Origin of the sequence: Actinokineospora diospyrosa (assembly GCF_024171925.1) — a bacterium.
Taxonomy (GTDB): Bacteria; Actinomycetota; Actinomycetes; order Mycobacteriales; family Pseudonocardiaceae; genus Actinokineospora; species Actinokineospora diospyrosa.
In genome coordinates, this window is sequence record NZ_JAMTCO010000008.1 from 1 (window position 1) to 21,631 (window position 21,631).

Genomic DNA, 21,631 nt, shown 5'->3' on the forward strand with positions numbered 1-21,631 from the left:
GCACTGCCTGACCGCACTGCCTGACCGCACTGCCTGACCGCACTGCCTGACCGCACTGCCTGACCGCACTGCCTGACCGCACTGCCTGACCGCACCCCCGGCCCGGCACGCCGCGGCGCCGCCGCCCGAGCCGGTCGGGCGGTGCTGTGCGACCGACGACAAGATCGCCTTCCCCGGCCGCCGGGCGGGGTGCGCGGATCGGCCGGTTGTGGCTTTGGCGCGGGCGCGGGGAAGTGGTCGGCCGAGAAACATCGCCGGGGTGGGAATTCACACGGGCCGCATGTGTCCACAGAAGACTGTTGTAATTTCATCAAGCTATGGTTTGAGCACGATACGAAATCCGTTCGGATCTCGTCGTGTTCAGCGGGAATTCGTCTCGACCGTCGCTCGTTTCGACGAGTTATTAGATGGACGAGAAATCTGTCGTTTCGCGCTGGAGGGTGGGTGGCCGGCAAAAATGTGGATGAGAAAACGGGTGCGGCTATCGCGGGATCGCGGTGTGAATAGCTAGCTTGGAACTCCCACAAACATGTAGAAGGGAGACGCCGGTGACCGGGTTGTCCGGGCGCGTCGCGTTGGTCACCGGCGCGGCGCGCGGGATCGGCGCCGCCATCGCGGAAGCGCTGGCCGGTGAAGGTGTATCCGTTGCGGCGGTTGATATCGATGTCGACGGGCTCAAGGCGGTCGCGGACCGCGCCGGTGGGTCGGTGGTGCCGTTCCCGGCCGATGTCACCGACCAGGGGTCGTTCGCCCGCGTGGTGGCCGAGGTCGAGCGCGACCTCGGTCCGCTCGACATCGGCGTGTCCGCGGCGGGAGTGCTGTGCGCGGCTTCAGTCGGTTCGACCCGGGCCGAGGATTGGGCGCGTACGTTCGAAGTCAATTCGACCGGGGTGTTCTTCGTGCTGCGGGAAATTTCCCACCGCATGGTGCCGCGCGGTCGTGGTGTACTGATCACGATCGGGTCGAACGCGGCCGGTGTGCCGCGCATGGGGATGGCCGCGTACGCGGCGTCCAAGGCAGCCGCCACAATGCTCACCCGGTGCCTCGGCCTCGAACTCGCCGGATCCGGCGTTCGCTGCAATATCGTTTCCCCCGGCTCGACCGACACCGAGATGCAGCGCGCGCTCTGGACCGACGGCAACGGACCGGAGCGGGTCATCGCGGGTGACCCGGCGCGGTTCCGCGTCGGTATTCCGCTCAAGCGCATCGCCGACCCCGCCGACGTGGCCGACGCCGTGGTCTTCCTGGTGTCCGACCGCGCGCGGCACATCACCATGCAGAACCTCTACGTGGACGGTGGCGCCACCCTGTGCGCTTGACCGCCCGACCGTTCGGCGGTCCGGCCGCCCGCCGAACGAGACGGGCGAACGGGCGCTGCCCGGCGCGCTCGGCACCACTCGATCCGCACGCGTGAAAGGAAACCCGGCGTGTCCCCAGCTGTCCTGGTGCGTCCCCGCCCCGTCCACCGAGGGGTGGATCTCCTGGCCGCCTACCTGCCCGGGTCGTTCTACTACACCTCGGCACGCGGCTCGCTGCTCGCCGACGGCGTGCACGCCTGCGTCGAGGCCGACGGCGGTGATCGCGCCCGAGCCGCGGCGACGGCGCTGGCGGCAGCGGTCCGGGCGGGTCACGACGACCCCGTGGTGGTCGGCGCCATCGGCTTCCGCCCGGACGGTCCGGCCAGCCTCGTCGTGCCCGCTCTCGTCCGCCGCGCAGGCGCCCCCGCGGGTACCGGCCCCACCGCACCGGCGCCGGTACCCGCCTGGACGGTCATCCCCCGACCGGAACCGGCGCGCTACACCGACGCCGTGCGCCGCGCGCTGGAGCTGATCGACGGTGTCGAACTGGACAAGGTCGTGCTGGGACGGTGCCTCGACCTGCTCTCCGACAGCCCCGTCGCGGTGCCCGCGCTGCTCGTCCGGCTGGTGCGCGCCGACCCCGCCGCGCACGCCTTCGCCGTCGACGTGAGCGCGCCCGGCGATCCCGCCCCGCGCACGCTGGTCGGCGCCAGCCCCGAGCTGCTGGTCTCGCGGCGCGGCACCGAGGTGGTCGCCACCCCGCTCGCCGGGTCGGCGCCCCGGGTGGCCGACGAGGAGGAGGACCGCGGGCGCCGGGCAGCCCTGCTGGCCTCGGCCAAGGACCGGGCCGAGCACGCGCACGTCGCGACCGAGGTCGCGCGGGTGCTCGGCCGGTTCTGCCGCGAGCTGGACGTGCCCGCCGAACCCACCGTGATCGCTACGCCGACCATGTGGCACCTCTCGACCCGGATCACCGGCCGGATCGCGGACCCCGCCGACCCCGCCACCTCGGCGTTGGCGCTGGCCGAGGCGTTGCACCCCACGCCCGCGGTGTGCGGGGTGCCGGTGGACCGCGCGCGCGACGCGATCGCCGCCCTGGAGCCGCTCGACCGCGGCTACTTCACCGGGCTGGTGGGGTGGACCGACTCGCACGGCGACGGCGAGTGGGTGGTCACCATCCGCTGCGCAGAGGTCTGCGACGCGGCGGTGCGCCTGTTCGCGGGCGCCGGGATCGTCGCGGGCTCGGACCCGGACGCGGAGCTGGCCGAGACCGGGGCGAAGTTCCGCACCCTGCTGCGGGCGCTCGGCGCGCGGGAGCGGTGATGACCCTCGAGCACACCCCGTGGCCCGAGGACGTCGCCGCCCGCTACCGCGCCGCGGGCCACTGGCGCGGGCAGACCCTCGGCGCGCTGCTCACCGCGCTGGCCGAGGCGCACGCGACCCGCACCGCCGTGGTGGGGGAGCGCGACGGGGTCACCAGCCGCTGGGACTACGCCGAGCTCGACACGCGCGCCCACCGGATCGCGGCAGGCCTAGCCGAGGCCGGGACCCGCGCGGGCGAACGGGTGGTCGTGCAGGTGCCGAACGTGCCCGAGCTGGTCCCGGTGCTGTTCGGGCTGTGGCGCCTCGGCGCCTGGCCGGTGTTCGCGCTGCCCGCCCACCGGCACACCGAGCTGCGCCACTTCGCCGAGCAGAGCGGGGCCGCCGCGATCCTCACCGTCGACGCGCACGAGCGCCACGACCACGCGGCCCTCGCGCGCGCCGTGGCCGCGGAGGTGCCCTCGGTGCGCCGGGTGCACGTGGTCGGGTCGACCGAGTTCGACGAGCTCGCCGCGACCGCGCCGCGCGAGCTGCCCGCCCCCGACCCGTCGGGTGTGGCGTTCCTGCAGCTCTCCGGCGGCAGCACGGGGCTGCCGAAGCTGATCCCGCGCACCCACGACGACTACCTCTACAGCGTCCGCGAGAGCGCCCGCATCTGCGCGCTGCGCCCGGACAGCGTGTACCTGGCCGCCCTGCCCGCCGCGCACAACTACCCCCTGAGCTCGCCCGGTGTGCTGGGTGCGCTGCACGTGGGTGCCAAGGTCGTGCTCTGCCCGCGCCCGGACGCCGACACCGCGTTCCGGCTCATCGACCGCGAGGGCGTGACGATCACCGGCGTCGTGCCGCCATTGGCCGCCTCGTGGGTGCAGGCGGCCGCCCGCACCGAGCACGACCTGTCCACCCTCGAAGTCCTGCTCGTCGGCGGGGCCAAGTGCGGTCGTGAGCTGGCCGAGCGGATCGGGCCCGCGCTGGGCGCGCGGTTGCAGCAGGTGTTCGGCATGGCCGAGGGGCTGGTCTGCTACACCCGCCTCGACGACCCGGACGACCTCGTGCTGGGCACCCAGGGACGCCCGATCTCCCCGGACGACGAGGTGCGCGTGGTCGACCCGGACAACCCCTCGGCGGGCTCGGACGACCTGGTCCCGCCGGGGGAGACCGGGGCGTTGCTGACCCGCGGCCCGTACACGATCCGCGGCTACTACCGCGCGCCCGAGCACAACGCCCGGGCGTTCACCCCGGACGGCTTCTACCGCACCGGGGACCTGGTGCGGCGCGGTCCCACCGGGCACCTGGAGGTCGTCGGCCGGGCCAAGGAGCAGATCAACCGGGGCGGGGAGAAGGTCGCCGCGGAGGAGGTCGAGGACCACCTGATGGCCCACCCCGACGTGCTCGACGCCGCGGTGGTCGCGGTGCCCGACGAGTACCTCGGCGAGCGGACCTGCGCCTACGTCGTGCCCGTGGCGGGCGCCGCGCCCACCGGACCCGCGCTGCGCCGGTTCGTCCGCGAGCGCGGTGTCGCCGCGTTCAAGGTGCCCGACCTGGTGCAGGTCGTCGCGGAGTTCCCGGTGACCGGTGTCGGCAAGACCAGCAAACGCGAACTGCGGGTGGCCTTGGCCGCCCTCGTGAGGAGGGCGTGACCGTGTCCCTACCCAAGATCGGCACCTACCGGCTGCCCACGGCGGCCGACCTGCCCGCGGGCCGGGTCGACTGGCGGCCCGACCCGGCTCGGGCGGCATTGTTGGTGCACGACGCGCAGCGCTACTTCCTCGCCCCTTTCGCAGGCGCGCCCATCCCGCGGGTGGTCGCCAACATCGCGGCCCTGCTCGACGCGGCGCGGGAGGTGGGGGTCCCGGTGTTCTACACCGCCCAGCCGGGCCGCCAGAGCGCCGAGGACCGCGGGCTGCTCACCGAGTTCTGGGGCGCGGGCATCGGCGCGGTCATCGATGACGACCCGCGCGCCGCCGACGTCGTCGCCGAGCTCGCCCCGCGGCCCGGCGACACGGTGCTGGACAAGTGGCGCTACAGCGCGTTCCAGCGCACCCCGCTGATCGATCTGCTCGCCGCGGCCCGCCGCGACCAACTGCTGATCACCGGGGTCTACGCCCACATCGGCTGCCAGGCCACCGCGGTGGAGGCGTTCATGTCCGACGTCCGGCCGTTGCTGATCGGCGACGCCGTGGCCGACTTCTCCCGCGAGCACCACGACCGGGCCTGCGCCTACGTCGCGCAGTGCTGCGGCACCGTGACCACCACCGCCGACGCGCTGGCCGCGCTGGTCCCGGCGGGGGCACGGCGATGAGCCAGGAGCCGGGCCGCGCGCTGACCGCGGACCGCCTGCGGGCCGACATCGCCGAGGTCCTCGGCTGCGCGCCGGAGGAGGTGACCCCGGAGGCCGACCTGCTCGACCTGGGCCTGGACTCCATGCGCACCATGGCCCTGGTCGAGCGCTGGCGGGCGGCGGGCGCGCCCGGGGTGGAGTTCGCCGACCTGGCCGAGGAGCCCCGGCTGGACCGCTGGACCCGCCTCGTCGCCGGGGCGGGCCCGTGACCCGGGTCGATCACCGGCACCGCCACCGCGAGCGGATCGCCGAGGTCCGCGCGGGCACCGCGGCGGAGAAGGTGGGCTACCCGATCCGCGTGCGCGCCGCGCGGGTGGTGCGCACGGCCATGGTCGGGTCCGGCCTGCTGCGGGTCACCCTCGGCGGCGCCGGGACCGCCGGGTTCGAAGCGCACGCGCCCGACGAGCACGTCAAGGTGCTGTTCCCGGACCCGGACGGCACGCTGCGCCTGCCGGAGCCCGACGGTGACCTGCTGCGGTGGCCCACGCCGCCGCCGATCTCGCGCGAGTACACGGTGCGCCGCTTCGACCCGGCCACCGGCGAGCTCGACCTCGACATCGCCCTGCACCCGGGCGGGCTGGGCAGCGACTGGGCGCGCGCGGTCGAACCCGGCGCGGTGGTGCACGTGGTGGGACCGCCCGGCGGGGTGATCGTCCCGCACCGCTACGACCGCTACCTGCTCGCGGGCGACCTGACCGCGCTGCCCGCCATCTCCCGCTGGCTCGAGGAACTGCCCCGCACCGCGCGCGGCTGGGCGTTCATCGAGGTCGCGGACGCCAGCGAGCACATCGACCTGCGCAACCCCGAGGGCGTGCGGGTGCGCTGGCTGCACCGCGACGGCGCCGACCCCGGCGGCCCCGGCCTGCTCGAGCGCGCCGTGCGGGAGGTTCGCGTGCCCGACGGCGAGCGGGTCTACGCCTGGATCGCCGGTGAGGCGGGTTCGATCAAGCCGCTGCGCCGCTGGGTCCGCGACGAGCTGGGCCTGGACAGGGCCGACCACGACATCACCGGCTACTGGAAGCGAGGCGTCGCCGACTTCGACGACGAGCACGAGTGACCCGCGCGACCCACGACATCACCGGTCACGATCAACCTGTTGAGGGAACGCCCATGCCCGAGCCCAGACTCGCCCGCACCGCTGGAGCGCTCGTGCTCGTCGCGGGTCTGACCGCCGGGCGCGGCTCCGGCTCCGACGACCCCGCCACGGGCACCACCCGGGTCCGCACCGCCGACAACGGCGACATCACCATCCCGGCCACGCCGAAGCGGGTCGTCGCCACCGGGTACGCCGTGCCTGCCCTGCTAGAGGCGGGCGCGCTGGCCACCTTCGACACCGGGCGCGAGGCCTACCGGACCAAGACTAGGGAGCTGGCAGCCAAGTACGCCGGGGTACTGCCCCGGCTGAGGTGCGCGCACCTGGGCGCCTACGGCGAGATCGCCAACGGCGACGCCCACCGCGAGGTCAACGGCTCCTGGGGCGCCTACGGCCAGGTCGAGGTGAAGGGCGGCGGTTCCAAGGACGTCAGCGAGTACCCCTCGATCGAGGAGCTGCCCTCCGCCTTCGGTGAGGCCGAGGTGATCACCTGCACGGTCAACGCAGGCGGTTCCACGCCCAAGGGGGTGCGGTACGCGCTCGACTCGCCGTTGTGGAAGGCGCCGCCCGCGGTCAAGGCGGGCAAGGTCCACCCGTTGCGCTACACCGAGGCCACGACCTACGGCTCGGCGCTGGCCACCGCCGCCGCGGTCGACAGAGCGCTCGAACCGCTGCTGAAGTCGTGAGTGCCGTTCACACCGCGCCCGCGCGCCGCCGGTCGGGCGCGCGCACGGCGTGGCTCGTCGCGGCGATCGGGGCGCTGGCGATCGGCGCCGCGCTGGTGGGTTCCTTGCCGCTGAGCAAGCGGCTCAACGCCGTGGTGCTGGGGGAGACCGTGGCGCGCGGCCTCGGCGCGAACGTGGCCGGGGTCCGGGCGGGCGCGCTGGTGCTGATCACCGCGCTGGCCGGGGCGGCGACCGCGGTCGCCGGGCCGATCCTGTTCGTGGGGCTGATCGTGCCGCACCTGGCCCGGCGCGTGGCCGGTGGTTCGGTGCCGTGGCAGGTCGGCCACGCCGCGGTGATGGACCCGATCCTGCTGCCTGCCCCCGACGTCGGGTCGCGGGTGCCGCTGCCGACCGGTGAGGCGCCGGTGGCGGTCGTGACCGCGTTCCTCGACGGGCCGGTGCTGATCCGGGCCGCCCGCCGCTACGGAGCGGCGCCGCTGTGAGCTCCGTCGTCCCGCGCCGCGGTCGCCGCTGGCCGCCTGCCTGCCCGCCCAGGTGCCGCTCGCCCCGGTCCCGCCGCCTGCGGACGTGGTCAGCACCGCCGTCGGCGGCCGCTACCCGATCTGGCCGCTCGCCAGGAAGGTCGGGCGCCGATGACCTCCCACCTGACCGCGCGCGGCCCCACCCCGCGCCACGGCGACCACCGCGCCGGTGGTCGTGCCCGCCGCCCGCCCCGACCTCCAGGAGACCGCGTTGAGCACAGCCCACGCCCACCCCGGGACGCAGTTCGACTCCGACGCGGCGGGCTCGCCCGAGACCACCTGGGAGTTGACCCGCGCCCAGCGCGGTATCTGGGACGCGCAGCGCCTGGAGCCGGACTCGCCGTACTACGTCGTCGGTGACGTGCTGGAGATCGGCGGCGGCGACCCGGTGGACGTCGAGGCGTTGCGCGCGGCGATCCGCGCGACCACCGAGGAGGCGGACAGCCTGCGGTTGCGCGTGTTCACCACCGCGCGGGGGCCGCGCCAGGTGCTGTCCGCCGAGCCGGTGCCGCTCCCCGAGGTGGTCGACCTGCGCGCCGCCCCGGACCCGGTGGCCACCGCGCACGCGCTGGTCGAGCGCGAACGCCGCCGGGTCGCCGAGGCCTGCCGGGAGTTGGTGGACCGCCCGCTGTTCTCCCACACGGTGCTGCGCCTGACCGACCGGGAGGTGTGGTTCACGCAGCTGGGCCACCACCTGGTGTTCGACGGCTACTCCGCGGCCATGCTGGCCCGCCGCACCGCGGCCCATTACACGGCCCTGGTGCGCGGGATCCAGCCCGCCCCGTCACCATTCGGCCGGTTCGCCGACGTGGTCGCGGCCGACCGCGCCTACCTCGCGGGCGAGCGGGCCGAGCGGGACCGGGCGTACTGGCGCGCGCGGTTCACCCCCCTGCCCGACCTCGACGGCGACACCGGGACGACCGGGCTCCCCGAACGCACGGTCACCGCCCGTGCCGTGCTGCCCGCGAGCGACCTCGAGCGGCTGCGGGAGGTCGCCGAGAGCGTGGGCGCGACGTGGGGCGAAGCGCTCATCGCCTGCTACGCCGCGTTCCTGCACCGGGTGTTGGGCCGCGACGACGTGGTGTTCGCGCTGCCGCTGATGTGCCGGACAGGTTCCGCGCTGCGCACCCCGGCCATGGCGGTCAACGTGCTGCCCCTGCGGGTCGCGGTGTCCGGTGGGGACGGGTTGGCCGAGCTGACCGCGCGGGTGGCCGCGGCGATGCGGGAGATGCGCGCGCACCAGCGCTACCGCGGCGAGGACCTGCCCCGCGACTTGGCCGTGCCCGGCGCGGGCGCGCTGCTGCACGGGCGGGGGATCAACCTCAAGGCGTTCGACCTCGCGATCGACTTCGCCGGGTCGACCGGGACCATGCGCAACGTCGCGGGCGGGCCGCCGGAGGACATGGGGCTCAGCGTGCTGCCCACCGCGGGCGGCGGGCTGCTGCTGGGTTTCGAGGTCGACGCCCGCACCCACGACCAGGCGGGTGTCGACCGCAGGCTCGACGCGCTGCGCGCGCTGGTCTCCGGGTTGACGGACCCGACCGCGCCCGCGGTCGGTCAGGTCGACCTGGTCGGGCCCGATGACCGCGCCGCCCTGCTCGAGGCCTGGCGCGCCGAGGCCGTGCCGGGTGTGCCGCGCGACGTGCCCGGCCTGCTGGCCGAACTCCTGGCCGACCACCGCGGGCAGACGGCGCTGGTGTGCGGGGCGCGGCGGCTGACCGTCGAGGAGTTGGTCGCCGGGGTGCGCAGGATGGCTCGCGCCCTGCGGGCGCGCGGTGTCGGCGCGGACGACGTGGTCGCACTGCCGATGACCCGTTCGACCGACCTGGTCGTCACCCTGCTGGCGGTGCTCGAGGCGGGCGCCGCCTTCCTCCCGCTCGACGTCGAGCACCCCCTGCCGCGGCTGCGCGCGACGATCGCCGAGGCGGGGGCGGTGCTCGCGCTCGCCGAGGTGGCCACCGCCGACGCGGTGCCGCCGGAGGTGCCGCACCTGGTGCTCGACGCACCGGAGGTCCGCGCGGAATTGGCCGGGCTGCCCGATCTACCACTGTCCACTGAGGAACTGTCGGCGCCCCGACACCCCGATCACCTGGCCTACGTCATCTTCACTTCGGGCTCCACCGGGACCCCCAAGGGCGTGTTGGGGCGCGTCGGCGGCTTGGCCTCGCTCGTGCACCACCACCGGGCCACCACGGTGGCCGAGACCGCGCGCGCGGCCGGGCGGCGGCTGCGCGCGGCGCACACGTACTCCTTCGCCTTCGACTCCGCGCTCGACCAGCTGCTGTGGCTGTTGTGCGGGCACGAACTGCACCTCTACGACGCCGAAACGGCGCGCGACGCGTCCGCGTTGGTCGCCGCGTTCGCCCGTGACGGCATCGACGTCGTAGACACCACGCCATCGATGGCCGCCCACCTGGTGGACGCGGGCCTCCTCGAGGGTCCCCACCGTCCGGCGTTGCTCATCCTCGGCGGGGAGGCCGCGCCACCCGCGCTGTGGCGCCGGGTCGCGGAGTCCGGCGTCCCCGCGCGCAACCTCTACGGTCCGACAGAGGCCACAGTGGACAGCACGGCGGCGCGGATCGACGGCGGTGACCCGGTCGTCGGGTTCCCGGTCCCGGGGACCCGCGTCTACCTGCTGGACAACGCGCTGCGCGTGGTGCCACCGGGCAGCGCCGGGGAGCTGTACCTGGCGGGCCCGCACCTGGCGCGCGGCTACCTCGACCGGCCGGGCGCCACTGCCGAGCGGTTCCTCGCCGACCCGTTCGGCGCCCCCGGCGACCGGATGTACCGCACCGGGGACCTGGCCCGCTGGGTTCCGGGCCGGGGGCTGGCGTACCTGGGCCGCCGCGACGGGCAGGTCAAGGTTCGCGGGCACCGCGTCGAGCTCGGCGAGGTCGAGGCCGCGCTGGGCGCGCTGCCGGGGGTGGGCGCCGCGGCCGCCGCCGTGCGCACCGACACCGGCACGCCCCGCCTCGTGGGCTACGTCGTGCCCGCCGCGCTGAGCACCCCCGACCCGGCGGGCGCGCTCAGCCAGGACGCGATCCGCTCGGCGTTGGCGCGGCGGGTGCCGGACCACCTGGTGCCCACGGCCGTGGTCGTCCTGGACGCGCTCCCCATGACCGCCAACGGGAAGCTCGATCGCGCGGCCCTGCCCGCCCCCCGGTCCGCCGGTGGCGGCCGCGGTCCGGGCACGGAGCGGGAACGGCTGCTCTGCGCCGCCGTCGCCGAGGCGGTCGGGGTGGACCAGGTCGGTCCGGACGACGACTTCTTCGCCGTCGGCGGCGACAGCATCACCGCGATCGGCGTCAGCAGCAGGTTGCGCGCGCACGGCGTGGACCTACGTCCCCGGGACCTGCTCGGGCGCGGGAGCCTCGCCTCGCTGGCCGCCGCGAGCCGCGACCTCGGCGAGGTGCGGGCGCTCGTGCCCGACGAGCCGACCGGGCCGGTGCCCGCACCGCCCATCGTGCGCGCCCTGCTCGACGCGCACCCCGACCTCACCCCGGTCGCGGGGTACGCGCAGTGGACCGCGGTGCGCGTGGACGGGGTGCTGACCCTCGCGGCCCTCACCCGTGGTGTCCGCGCGCTGGTCGACCACCACGACGCCCTGCGCCTGCGGGTGGCGCTCTCCGGTGAGTTGGTCATCGCCGCACCGGGGGCCGCGCTCGCGGGCCACGTGGTCGTTGAGTCCACAGGGCACGGTTCGGCCGCGGTGGCGGCCGCGCTGGCCGCCGAACTCGACCCGACCGCGGGCGAGGTGGTGAGGGTGGCGCTGCTGCGCACGCCGTCGGAGGTCCCCGACGAGGTGGTGGTCGTGCTCCACCACCTCGTCGTCGACGGCGTGTCCTGGCGGGTGCTGCTCAACGACCTGCACGCCGCGTGCACCGGAAAGCCCCTCGCGCCGGTTGGTGCCTCGTGGCGCGGTCACGCGCTGCGGCTCGCCGAGCAGGGCACCACCGGCGCCCGCGCGGGCGAGGTCGACCACTGGCGCGCCGCCCGCGACGACTTCCGCCTCGGTGCCCGTCCGCTGGACCGGTCCGTCGACACCACCGCCACCGCCCACCGCGTCACCACCGTCGCCTCGCCCGAGGCCAGCGCCGCCGTCCTCACCGGACTGACCGCCGCCTACCGCGCGGGTGCCGACGAGGTGCTGCTGGCCGCGCTCGTCCTCGCGCTGCGGTTGTGCGGCGGCGACGAGCGTGACGCGGTGACGGTCACCGTGGAAGGCCACGGCCGCGATCAGGACGGGTTCGACCTCGCGCGCACGGTCGGCTGGTTCACCGCCGAACACCCCTTGCGCCTGCCCGCCGACGCCGTGCGCTCCTCGGCGGACCTGGCCGACGCGCTGGCGGGCGGCGCGGCCGCCGGGCGGTTGGTGCGCGCGGTCAAGGAGGCCAAGCGCGCGGTCCCCGACAACGGCGTCGGCTACGGCGTGCTGCGCCACCTCGACCCCGCGACCAAGGCGGAGTTCGCCGCGACCCCGCCGCCGGACGTGGTGCTCAACTACCTCGGCCGGTTCGCCCCGGTGACCGGGGGCGGGTGGCGGTTGCCCGACGACGACCCGTTCGCCGTGATCGAGCCCCCGGCCAAGGCGCTGGAGCAGGTGCTCGCGCTCAACTGCTTCGTCCGGGAGGGCACCCGGCCGCGCGTCGCCGTGGAGTGGACCGCGGCCGGACTGGTCCTCACCCCGCGCGCGCTCGCCGGGCTGCGCGCCGCCTGGGCGCGGGCGCTCGACGCCCTCACCGCGCACGCCGAGCGCCTCGGCCCCGACGGCGGCGGTCTCACCCCGTCCGACCTGCCGCTGGTCGACCTCGACCAGGACGCCATCGACGAGCTCGAGCGGCGTGGCCGGGTGCTCGACGTCCTGCCCGCCACGCCCCTGCAGATCGGCCTGGCCTTCCACACCCAGGTGCGCGCCGAACAGGACACCGACGTCTACGTCGTGCAGGCGCTGACCCTGCTGCGCGGCGCCCTCGACCCCGACCGGATGCGCGCGGCGACCGCCGAGCTGCTGCGCAGGCACCCCGCGCTGCGCGTCCACCTGCACACCACCGCGGGCGGGGACGTCGTGCAGGTCGTCCCCGCCGAGGTCACCCTCGACTGGCGGCGGGTCGACCTGTCCGGACACGCTCCCGATGAGCGCGCTCGACTCCTGGCCGAGCATTGCCGCGCGGACCTGGAGCGGCCGCTGGACCCCGCGGTCGCGCCGCTGGTGCGCTTCCTGCTGTGCGCGCTCGGCCCCGACGAGCACCGGCTGGTCATCACCAACCACCACGCGCTGCTCGACGGCTGGTCGATGCCGCTGGTGGGTCGCACCCTGCTGGCGACCTACGCCGAACTCGGCGGCGGGCCCGCAGCGCCGACCAGTCCGTCCCCGAGCGAGTACCACCGCCTGCTCGCGGGGCGCGATCACGCCGCCGGTCTGGCGGCCTGGCAGGCGGCGCTGGCGGGGCTCGACGCGGGCACCCGGCTGGCCCCGGCCACCGCCGTGTCCACCGTGGCCCGGCCGGGGCGGGTGACCGTCGAGCTGGGCGTGGAGTTCAGCGAGCGGGTGCGCGCGTTCGGCCGGGAGCACGGCGTCACCGCCACCACGCTGTTCCAGACCGCCTGGGGAGTGCTGCTCGGCAGGCTCACCGGACGCGAGGACGTGGTGTTCGGCTGCCCCGTCTCCGGTAGGCCCGCCGAGCTCGACGGGGTCGAACGCGTCATCGGCCAACTGGGCAACACCATCGCGGTCCGCGTGCGCGCCGCAGCGGCCGAGACCGCCGCGGCCGTCCTCGCCCGGGTGCAGGCCGAGAGCGCCGCGTTGGCCGAGCACCACCACGTCGGGCTACCGCAGGTGCAGCGCGCGGCGGGACTGGGCGAGCTGTTCGACACCATGCTGGTGATGGAGAACTTCCCCCTCTCCAGCAGGCACCGCAGCACGCTCGCCCCCGGTCTCGACCTCGTGGGCGTCGACATCACCGACGCGACGCACTACCCGCTGACCGTGGTCGTGATCCCCGGGGAGGACATCGTCGTCGGCCTCGGCTACCAGCCGCGGGTCTTCGACGAGGACACCGTGCGCCGCTACGGCCGCTGGCTGCGCACCCTGCTCGAGGAGATCATCACCGACCCGGACCGCCCCGTCGCCCGGTTGCGCCTCCTCGACGCCGCCGAGCACCGGGCGGTGCTGGCGCTGGGGGAGGGGCCGGAGCCGAGCAGGCGGGTGGGCGGCTGCCTGGAGGAGTTCGGCCGGTGGGTGCGCGAGCGGCCCGACGCCGAGGCCGTCGTGTGCCGCGACCGCGTCCTGTCCTACGCCGAGCTCGATCGCCGCGCCAACCGCCTCGCCCACGCCCTGCGCGCGCGGGGCGTGCGCCCGCAGGACCCGGTGGCGGTGCTGCTCGACCGGGACGTGGAGCTGGCGGTGGCGCTGTTCGGCGTGCTCAAGGCGGGCGCGGTGCACGTCCCGATGGACCCCACCTACCCGGTCGAGCGCCTGCGGTTCATGGTCGAGGACATCGCCCCCAGCGCGGTGATCGCCACCCCCGGCTCGCTGGCCGTCCCGATCTCCGCCCCGGTGGTCGACCCCGCGGCAGACACCGGACCGTCCACTTGGGACGCCGATCCGGTCGAGGCCCGCCGCGGCATCACCGACGACTCGATCGCCTACGTCATCTACACCTCCGGCACCACGGGCAGGCCCAAGGGTGTCGCCATCGCGCACCGCGGCCTGCCCAGCCTGGTCACCCTGCAGGAGGACATCGTCGGGATCGGTGAGCGCGAGCGCTTCCTGCACTTCGCCTCGACCAGCTTCGACGTGGCGTTCTTCCAGTTCGTGCTGCCGCTGCTCTCCGGCGGCACCTGCGTCATCGCCCCCGAGGAAGCGCGGGTGCCCGGCGACGAGCTGCTCGACTACATCGCCGAGCACCGGGTCACGGGGATAAACCTGCTGCCCTCGTTCGTCGCGGCGATGCCTGACGCCGGCGCGGTCGACCGCGAGCTGTTCGTCATGCTCGGTGCCGAGCGGCTCGACCCCGAACTGGCCCACCGCTGGGGCGATCGGCGCGCGCTGTTCAACGCCTACGGCCCCACCGAGGTCACTATCAACTCCGTCACCTGGCGCTACCGGCGCGACGACCCGGGGCCACTGCCGATCGGCAGGCCCGATCCGCAGGTGCGCGCCTACGTTCTCGACGCGGGACTGCTCCCGGTCGGCATCGGGGTGGTGGGCGAGCTGTACCTGGCCGGACCCAAACTCGCCCGCGGCTACGTCAACCGCCCCGGGTTGACCGCCGAGCGGTTCATCGCCGACCCCTTCGGACCGGCGGGCGAGCGCATGTACCGCACCGGCGACCAGGTGCGCTGGCGCCCCGACGGGCAGTTGGTGTTCCTGGGCCGCGTCGACCACCAGGTCAAGGTTCGCGGCTTCCGCATCGAACTCGCCGAGATCGAGAACGTGCTCAGCAGGCACGCGCAGGTGCTGGCCTGCGCGGTGGTCCTTCGGGAGGGCAGGCTGGTCGGCTACGTCCTGCCCACCGAAGGCACCCAACCCGATCCGGCCTCGCTGCGCGAGCACCTGGGCACCGACCTGCCCGATCACATGGTGCCCGCGGCCTTCGTCGTCGTCGACCACCTGCCCCTGGGCCCCACCGGCAAACTCGACCGCGCCGCCCTGCCCGACCCCGCCCCGCACACCGCGGCAGAGGACCGGGAACCGTCCACTCCGGCCGAGGCCACGCTGCTGGCGGTGTTCCGCGAGGTGCTCGGCGACGTGCGCCTCGACGACTCCTTCCTCGACGCGGGCGGCGACAGCATCGTCTCCCTGCGGGTGGTGTCGCGGGCCCGCCGCGCCGGGCTCGTGCTCACCGCCCGCGACGTGTTCGAGGGCGGCACGATCGCCGGGATCGCCGCCCGATGCGGCACCCCGAAGTCCACACAGGACATTCCGGCGGTCGGCGACGCCCCGCTGACCCCGATCATGCGCGACCTGCTGCGGCGTGGACCCGCGGACTCGTTCTGCCAGTGGGTGCAGGTGTGCGTGCCACCCGGCGACACCGCCGGGTGGCACCGGGTCCTCGACGCCGTCCTCGCCCGGCACGACGCCCTACGTGCCCGCCTGGCCGACACCCCGGACGGGCCGGTGTTGCGCATCCCCGAGGTGGGTGCCGTGACCGGATCGGACGTCCTCACCGCGGTGGCCGCCACCGGCGACCCGGGGGTGCTCGCCCGGGAGCACACCGACCGGGTCCGCGCCGCCATGGACCCGCGCACCGGGCCGCTGCTGCGCGCGGTGTGGATCGACGCGGGACCGACCCGACTGGGCAGGCTCGTCCTCGTCGCCCACCACCTCGTGGTCGACGCCGTGTCGTGGCGCGTCCTGCTCGACGACATCGCGCAGGCCCACGCGGGCACCGCCCTTCCCCGCCACGGCATGTCCCTGCTGGGCTGGGCGCGGGCACTGCGCGCCGCCGTCCCCGCGCGGCAAGACGAACTCCCGCACTGGCACCGCGTCGCCGCGGCCCCGCCAGTCCCGCTGCCCGCCCTCGACCCCATCCGCGACACCGCCGCGACCGCTCGCCACCACCACATCCGCCTCGACCCGACCACCACCCGAGCGGCGATCACCACCCTGCCCGCCGCGTACCGCACCACCCCGGACACCGTGCTGCTCACCGCCCTCGCCCGCGCGGTCGCCGCCTGGCGCGGCACCACGCCCGACCTGCTCGTCGCGCTCGAGGGCCACGGCCGCCCGGCGCACCTCCCGGACTTCTCCGGACCGGTGGACCTGTCCCAGGCGGTGGGCTGGTTCACCGCCGCGCACCCGGTCCGGATCACCCTGCCCGCCCACACCCCGCCCACCCACACCGCGTCCGCCTTGCGCGCGGTGCGCGAACACCTGCGCGCCGCCGGGGACGGCCTCGGCCACGGGATCCTCGGCGGCGACCTGGTGCGCCCGGCCGAGGTCGGCTGGAACTACCTCGGGCGCTTCCCCGCCGCGCCCCGGGAGGAGACCGCCTGGCAGACCCCGCCGGGGGTGGACCCGCTCGGCTCAGGCGGCGAGGACCTGCCGCTGCCGCACGCGCTCATGGTGAACGCCCTGCTCCGCGACGACGGGCACGGCGAGTGCCTGGGTGTCCGCTTCACCTGGCCCGCGGCCCTGTTCACCCCCGAGGAGATCGCCGAGCTGGGGCAGTGCCTCACCCACGAGCTCGCCGAACTCACCGCCGATGTGCCCGGGGGCGACCTGCTCCCGCTGACGCCCCTGCAGGAACTCATGCTCGACCAGGCGCGGACGGGCGAGGACCCCTACACCGTCCAAGCCGTCTTCACCCTCGAAGGCCACCTCGACCTGGCAGCCCTGCGCGCCGCGGGCACCCGCCTGCTGGCCCGCAACCCCAACCTGGGCGCGGTGTTCCCACCCAGCCACGCCGTCCAGGTCGTTCCCGCCCGGCCCGAGCCCGGCTTCACCACCCGGGAGGTCGATGACGCCGATCGGGAGCGCGTGCTGGCCGAGGACCTGGCCGAACCGTTCGACCTGGCCGCCGGGCCGCCCTTCCGGCTCACCGTGCTGTGGCGCGGACCCGGTCACCACGACCTCGTGCTGACCAGCCACCACCTGCTGTCCGACGGCTGGTCGGCGCCGCGGATCCTGACCGAGCTGTTCGCCCTCTACAGCGGGACCGAACTACCCGAGCCCACCCCGTTCTCCCACCACACCCGATGGCTCGCCGCCCGTGACCACGCCGCGGACCTGCGCGCCTGGCGGCGCGAGCTGCTCGACCTGCCCGAGGGAGACCACGTGCTGCGGGGCAGGCGCGCCGTCGTCGCCGCGGCCGATCCGGTCCTGTTCACCGTGCCCGCGCCGGTCGTCTCGGCGCTCTCCGCCGCGGGCGCCGACCGGGGACTCACCCCCAACACCATGCTGCAAGGCGGTTGGGCGGCGGTCCTCGCCGCCCGTTCTGGCCGCCGCGACGTCACGTTCGGCACCATGGTCGCCTGCCGCACACCCGAGGTGGCGGGGGTGGAGGACATCCTCGGCCTGCTCGCCAACACCGTCCCGGTCCGCGTCCGGCTCTCCGGGACCCTCGCCGAGGCGCTGGCCGACGCGCAGTCGCGCCAGCACGCCCTGGTCGAGCACCAGCACATCGGCGTCCCCGAACTCGCCGCCACCACCGGTCGGGAACGGTTGTTCGACACCCTCCTCGTGTTCGAGAACTACCCGGTCGACCCCACCCGGTTGCGCGAGCCCGCTCCCGGGCTGGTCGTCACCGGCACCCGGTTCCGCGAACGCACCCACCACCCGCTCACCCTCACCGTCGTCCCCACCGGCGCGGGCTGGACGGGTGTGCTCGCACCCCAGGCCGGGATCTTCGACCCCGGCGAGGTCGACGCCGTCGCGGCCGATCTCCTGCGCGCGCTGCGCGTGCTGCCGACCCTGCTCGACCACGACGTCGAACGACTGCCGGGGGAGCTCGCGTGAGCACCGACGCGGCGCGCCCCGCCGTCGACGCGGCCCTGTGGCGGGCCGCGTTCGTCCTGGTGCTGGGCACCTTCATGGCGACCATCGACACCACCATCGTCTCGGTGGCGCTGGACGTGCTGGCCGACCGGTTCGCCGTCGCGGTCACCGACATCCACTGGGTCAGCACCGCCTACCTGCTGGCCGTCGTCGCCGCGGTCCCGGCCTCGGGGTGGCTGGCCGACCGGTTCGGGGGCAGGCGCGCCTGGACGGCGTCGATCGCGGTGTTCCTGTTGGCCTCCCTGCTCTGCGCGCTGGCCTGGTCGCTGCCCAGCCTCATCGCCTTCCGCGTGCTGCAAGGCGCGGCGGGCGGGCTGCTGCCGCCGCTGGGCCAGGCCCTGCTGGCCCGCGCCGCGGGACCGGACCGCGTCGGCCGGGTGATCAGCGTGGTCGCCGTGGTGCCCCTGCTGTCCCCGGTCCTGGGCCCGCTCGCGGGCGGCGCCATCCTCGGCGCGGCCTCGTGGCCCTGGCTGTTCTGCGTCAACATCCCGATCGGCGCGGTCGCCCTGCTGCTGGTGCGCCGATGCGTCCCCGCCGGGGCGCGGGGCGAGCGCGGCACACCGTTCGACCTGCGCGGCGCAGCCCTGCTCGCACCCGGACTCGCCGTGTTCGTCTACGGGCTCACCGGGTTGGGCCGCACCGGGTCGGCCCCGTTCAGCGCCGCCGCGATCGCACTGGGCGCGTCGATGCTCGTGGCCTTCGTCGTGCACGGCCTGCACACCAGGGGCGTGCCCCTGATCGACCCGCGCCTGTTCACCCGCCCGCCGTTCGGGGTGGCGGCGATCGCCCTGGTGGTCCTGGGCGCCTCGGTGTTCGGCACCATGTTCCTGCTCCCGCTGTACCTGCAGCGGGCGGCCGGGCAGAGCGCGTGGGAGACCGGTCTGCTGCTCGCGCCCCAGGGCATCGGCGCCGCCGCGGGCTCGCTGTGGGTCAGCCGGGTCGTGCACCGCCTCGCGCCCCGCACGCTGGTGCTGAGCGGCATCGTCCTGGTGGCCGCTGGCACGGTCGTGTTCACCCAACTCGCCCACGACGTGCCCGACGCGCTCATCGCCGGGTCGCTGCTGGTCAGGGGTCTGGGCGCGGCGATGATCGGCGCCCCGGTGATGACCCTGGCCTACCGGGCCGTCGAGCCCGCCCAGCTGCCGCGCGCCGCGGGAGCCCTGAGCCTGCTCAACACCCTCGGCGGCTCCGTGGGCACCGCGGTCCTCGCCGTCGTCCTGCACGCACGGTTCGCCGCCCGCGGACCCGACACCGCCGCGGCGTTCGCCGACACCTTCTGGTGGGTGCTCGCCTCGGCGGTCCTGGCCGCGGTGGCGGCCACCCGGCTACCGCGCCCACGACAACGACACCAGCCCGGTCCACCCGCCTGACCGGCTCGACGGGAGGACCTGGCGACCGCCCCAGACCACGGAAGGAGCACGACGATGACCCACGACGACAGCGCGACCCTCGAGGTCCTCTGCTGCTGTGATCCACCGGAAGTCCTCGACCCCGCTGCGTACCGCGACGCCGCGGTGACCGAGGCGCTGACCGAGGTCACCGCGCGCCCGGCCGCGCAGCAACCGCCGTGGCCGCACCCGTTCGAGGTCGACGCGGTGGAGGCCGAGTTGTCGGAGCTGCCCGGGTTGACCACCGAGGACGAGGTGGACGACCTGGCCCGCGCGATGGCCTTGGTGGCCCGCGGTGACGCGCTGGTGCTGCAGGGCGGGGATTGCGCCGAGCGGTTCCACGAAGCGGTGCCCGACCTGGTCCGGCGGAAGGTGGACTACCTGCAGGGCTTGGCCGCCATGATGCGCGCGGCCACCGGGCTGCCCAGCGTGGCCGTGGGCAGACTCGCCGGGCAGTACGGCAAACCGCGTTCCTCGCCGTACGAACCGGCACCAACCGGAGGGCGGATGGCCGCCTATTGCGGTGACGGGGTCAACGCCCCCGAAGCCGAACCGGCTCGGCGCGTGCCGGACCCGCGCAGGCTCCGCACGGCTTACGACTGCGCTCGGGCGGTGCTGCGGGAGGTTCGTCGGGCATCGAGGGGCAAGCCCCTGATGGAACGCGTCCACGTCGCCCACGAGTTGCTGCTGATGCCCTACGAGCGGCCGCTGGTGCGCGCGGGCGTGCGCGGCCCCTTCAGCGCCTCGACGCACTTCGGCTGGATCGGGGAACGCACCCGCGACCTGGGGGGCGCTCACGTGGCGCTGGCGGCCGCGGTGCGCAACCCCGTCGGGGTCAAGATCGGCCCCACGGCCGCCCCCGATGACGTCGTCGCGCTCACCCTGGCGCTCAACCCCGACGGCGTGCCCGGCAAGCTGTGCCTGATCACCCGCTACGGCGCCGCCGATGTCGACCGGTCGCTGCCCGAGGTGGCCAGGGCCGTGGCCAGACGCGGAGCACCCGCGGTCTGGGTGTGCGACCCCATGCACGGCAACGGCATCAAGGTCGGTGACGTGAAGACGCGCCTGGTCGAGGACATGCTCACCGAGGTCTCCTCGTTCGTGCGCGTCCTCACCGAACTCCGGCTGCGCCCCTCGGGTCTGCACCTGGAACTCACCCCGGACCCGGTGACCGAGTGCGTCTCGTCGCAGGAGGCCGAACCGCTCTTCGCCGACTACCGGTCCACTTGCGACCCGAGGCTCAACCCCGAGCAGTCCGTGGCGGTGATCGCGCACTTCCTCGACCGGATCTCCTGATCGGACCACCGGGCGGGTTGTCCCCCCGAGTTGGCGTAGACCGGGTACCGGCGGGTGCCGTGCGGGCCGCCAACAGTGAGCCGATCCAGTTCCGCCGCGACCGGCCGCGGGCGGAGCGGGACGGGCCACTCGGGTGCCCTCGCCGTCCGAGGGCGCTTGCCGGTCGGACGGCGATGTGCGACGGTCCAGCGGGCAGCGGTCGGCGTGTGCCCGGGAGTTGGGGGTTGCAACGGTGGATTCGGACGACACCGGCGCGCGTGCCGACCGCGATCGAGACGGGGCGGGCCACGCTCGCAACGAGCGCCCGCGCGACAGACTGGGCAGGCCGCTGCCGCGCGGGGTACCCGGAGTGCCGCGCCTGGTGGAAGGCGTCGCTCGGACACCGGATGAGACCCTTCTGGAAGCGCAGCGGCTGCTGGACAGCGGCATGCCCTTCCACGCGCACGAAGTGCTGGAGGACGCCTGGAAGGCGGCACCCGAGGCGACGCGCGCGCTGTGGAAGGGCCTCGCGCAGTTGGCGGTGGGTGTCACGCACGCCGCCCGGGGCAACCTCGCGGGCGCTGGTGCCCTGCTCACCCGCGGCGCGGACAGCATCGCGCCCTACGAAGGCGGGCCTGCCCACGGCGTCGACGTCACGGCGCTGCTGCGGTGGGCCCGCGACCAGGCCGCGGCCATGGCGGAAGGGACCAGCCAGGTGCCCGTTCTCCGCCTGCGCGACCGGCCATCCCAGTCGGACTGAGAGTTCCCGTGGTGCTGAAGCCGCCGAGAGGTGGCGCCGCACGCAGCCGCTTGCGCGGCGGTCTCTGTGCGCCTCAGCAGACCCTGCCCCCCGCATGATCGTTCTACCGCGACTGGCGGCTTGATCGCCATCGCCCCGGTGGCGCAGGCCGTCACCATACCGGTGGCGTGCAGCGAGAACGCTCTGGTCGCGGCGGTGAACCTGGCCAACTCCACTCCCACCGCCGATACCCTCGTCCTCGCGGGCGGAGTTCGTGCGGTGGCAGGTGGCGGCGTTGCGGGCGGTGATCACCACCCCGATCGAGATGGTCGGCCCCGCCGCGGTCACCAGCGCCGCACCGCTGGGCCTGGGGTTGTTCCGGATCGCCGAGGTCGGTCCGAGCGGCACGCTCACGCTCACGACCGGGGTCGCGTTCACCCGCGGCAACGTCCTCGGTGACGGTGGCGCAATCCTC

Annotated in this window: 12 protein-coding genes; all 12 read left to right on the top strand. The window is 74.9% G+C overall.

What is annotated here, in order from left to right:
* Positions 1-548: 548 nt before the first annotated feature.
* The 12 genes from LV75_RS16200 to LV75_RS16255 all read left to right on the top strand — a co-directional run bounded on the left by LV75_RS16200 (position 549) and on the right by LV75_RS16255 (position 21,177).
* Positions 549-1,319, top strand: a complete 771-nt coding sequence (locus tag LV75_RS16200) for a 2,3-dihydro-2,3-dihydroxybenzoate dehydrogenase (protein ID WP_253887747.1) — start codon at positions 549-551, stop codon at positions 1,317-1,319.
* Between the two features lie 108 nt (positions 1,320-1,427).
* Positions 1,428-2,621 (top strand): isochorismate synthase, encoded by a 1,194-nt coding sequence (locus LV75_RS16205; protein WP_253887748.1) that lies wholly within the window; start codon positions 1,428-1,430, stop codon positions 2,619-2,621.
* Positions 2,621-4,255 (top strand): (2,3-dihydroxybenzoyl)adenylate synthase, encoded by a 1,635-nt coding sequence (locus tag LV75_RS16210; RefSeq protein WP_253887749.1) that lies wholly within the window; start codon positions 2,621-2,623, stop codon positions 4,253-4,255. The genes LV75_RS16205 and LV75_RS16210 overlap by 1 nt, the downstream gene beginning before the upstream one ends.
* Positions 4,252-4,917 (top strand): isochorismatase family protein, encoded by a 666-nt coding sequence (locus LV75_RS16215; protein ID WP_253887750.1) that lies wholly within the window; start codon positions 4,252-4,254, stop codon positions 4,915-4,917. The genes LV75_RS16210 and LV75_RS16215 overlap by 4 nt, the downstream gene beginning before the upstream one ends.
* Positions 4,914-5,165 carry a phosphopantetheine-binding protein gene (locus LV75_RS16220; protein ID WP_253887751.1) on the top strand — a complete coding sequence of 84 codons (252 nt, stop codon included), beginning with the start codon at positions 4,914-4,916 and terminating at the stop codon, positions 5,163-5,165. The genes LV75_RS16215 and LV75_RS16220 overlap by 4 nt, the downstream gene beginning before the upstream one ends.
* Complete coding sequence (locus LV75_RS16225) at positions 5,162-6,013, top strand: siderophore-interacting protein (protein WP_253887752.1); 852 nt, start codon at positions 5,162-5,164, stop codon at positions 6,011-6,013. Before LV75_RS16220 ends, LV75_RS16225 begins: the two co-directional genes overlap by 4 nt.
* A gap of 53 nt (positions 6,014-6,066) precedes the next feature.
* Positions 6,067-6,735, top strand: a complete 669-nt coding sequence (locus tag LV75_RS16230; RefSeq protein WP_253887753.1) for a TroA family protein — start codon at positions 6,067-6,069, stop codon at positions 6,733-6,735.
* Complete coding sequence (locus LV75_RS16235) at positions 6,732-7,217, top strand: iron chelate uptake ABC transporter family permease subunit (RefSeq protein WP_308210997.1); 486 nt, start codon at positions 6,732-6,734, stop codon at positions 7,215-7,217. The genes LV75_RS16230 and LV75_RS16235 overlap by 4 nt, the downstream gene beginning before the upstream one ends.
* Before the next feature lie 325 nt (positions 7,218-7,542).
* On the top strand, positions 7,543-17,715 hold the full coding sequence (locus LV75_RS16240) for a non-ribosomal peptide synthetase (protein ID WP_253888132.1): 10,173 nt from the start codon (positions 7,543-7,545) through the stop codon (positions 17,713-17,715).
* Positions 17,712-19,124, top strand: a complete 1,413-nt coding sequence (locus LV75_RS16245; RefSeq protein WP_253887754.1) for an MDR family MFS transporter — start codon at positions 17,712-17,714, stop codon at positions 19,122-19,124. The genes LV75_RS16240 and LV75_RS16245 overlap by 4 nt, the downstream gene beginning before the upstream one ends.
* A 54-nt stretch (positions 19,125-19,178) precedes the next feature.
* A complete protein-coding gene (locus LV75_RS16250) occupies positions 19,179-20,438 on the top strand; it encodes a 3-deoxy-7-phosphoheptulonate synthase (RefSeq protein ID WP_253887755.1) in 1,260 nt (419 codons plus the stop codon).
* Positions 20,439-20,670: 232 nt separating this feature from the next.
* Positions 20,671-21,177 carry a DUF309 domain-containing protein gene (locus LV75_RS16255; protein WP_253887756.1) on the top strand — a complete coding sequence of 169 codons (507 nt, stop codon included), beginning with the start codon at positions 20,671-20,673 and terminating at the stop codon, positions 21,175-21,177.
* Positions 21,178-21,631 lie beyond the last annotated feature (454 nt).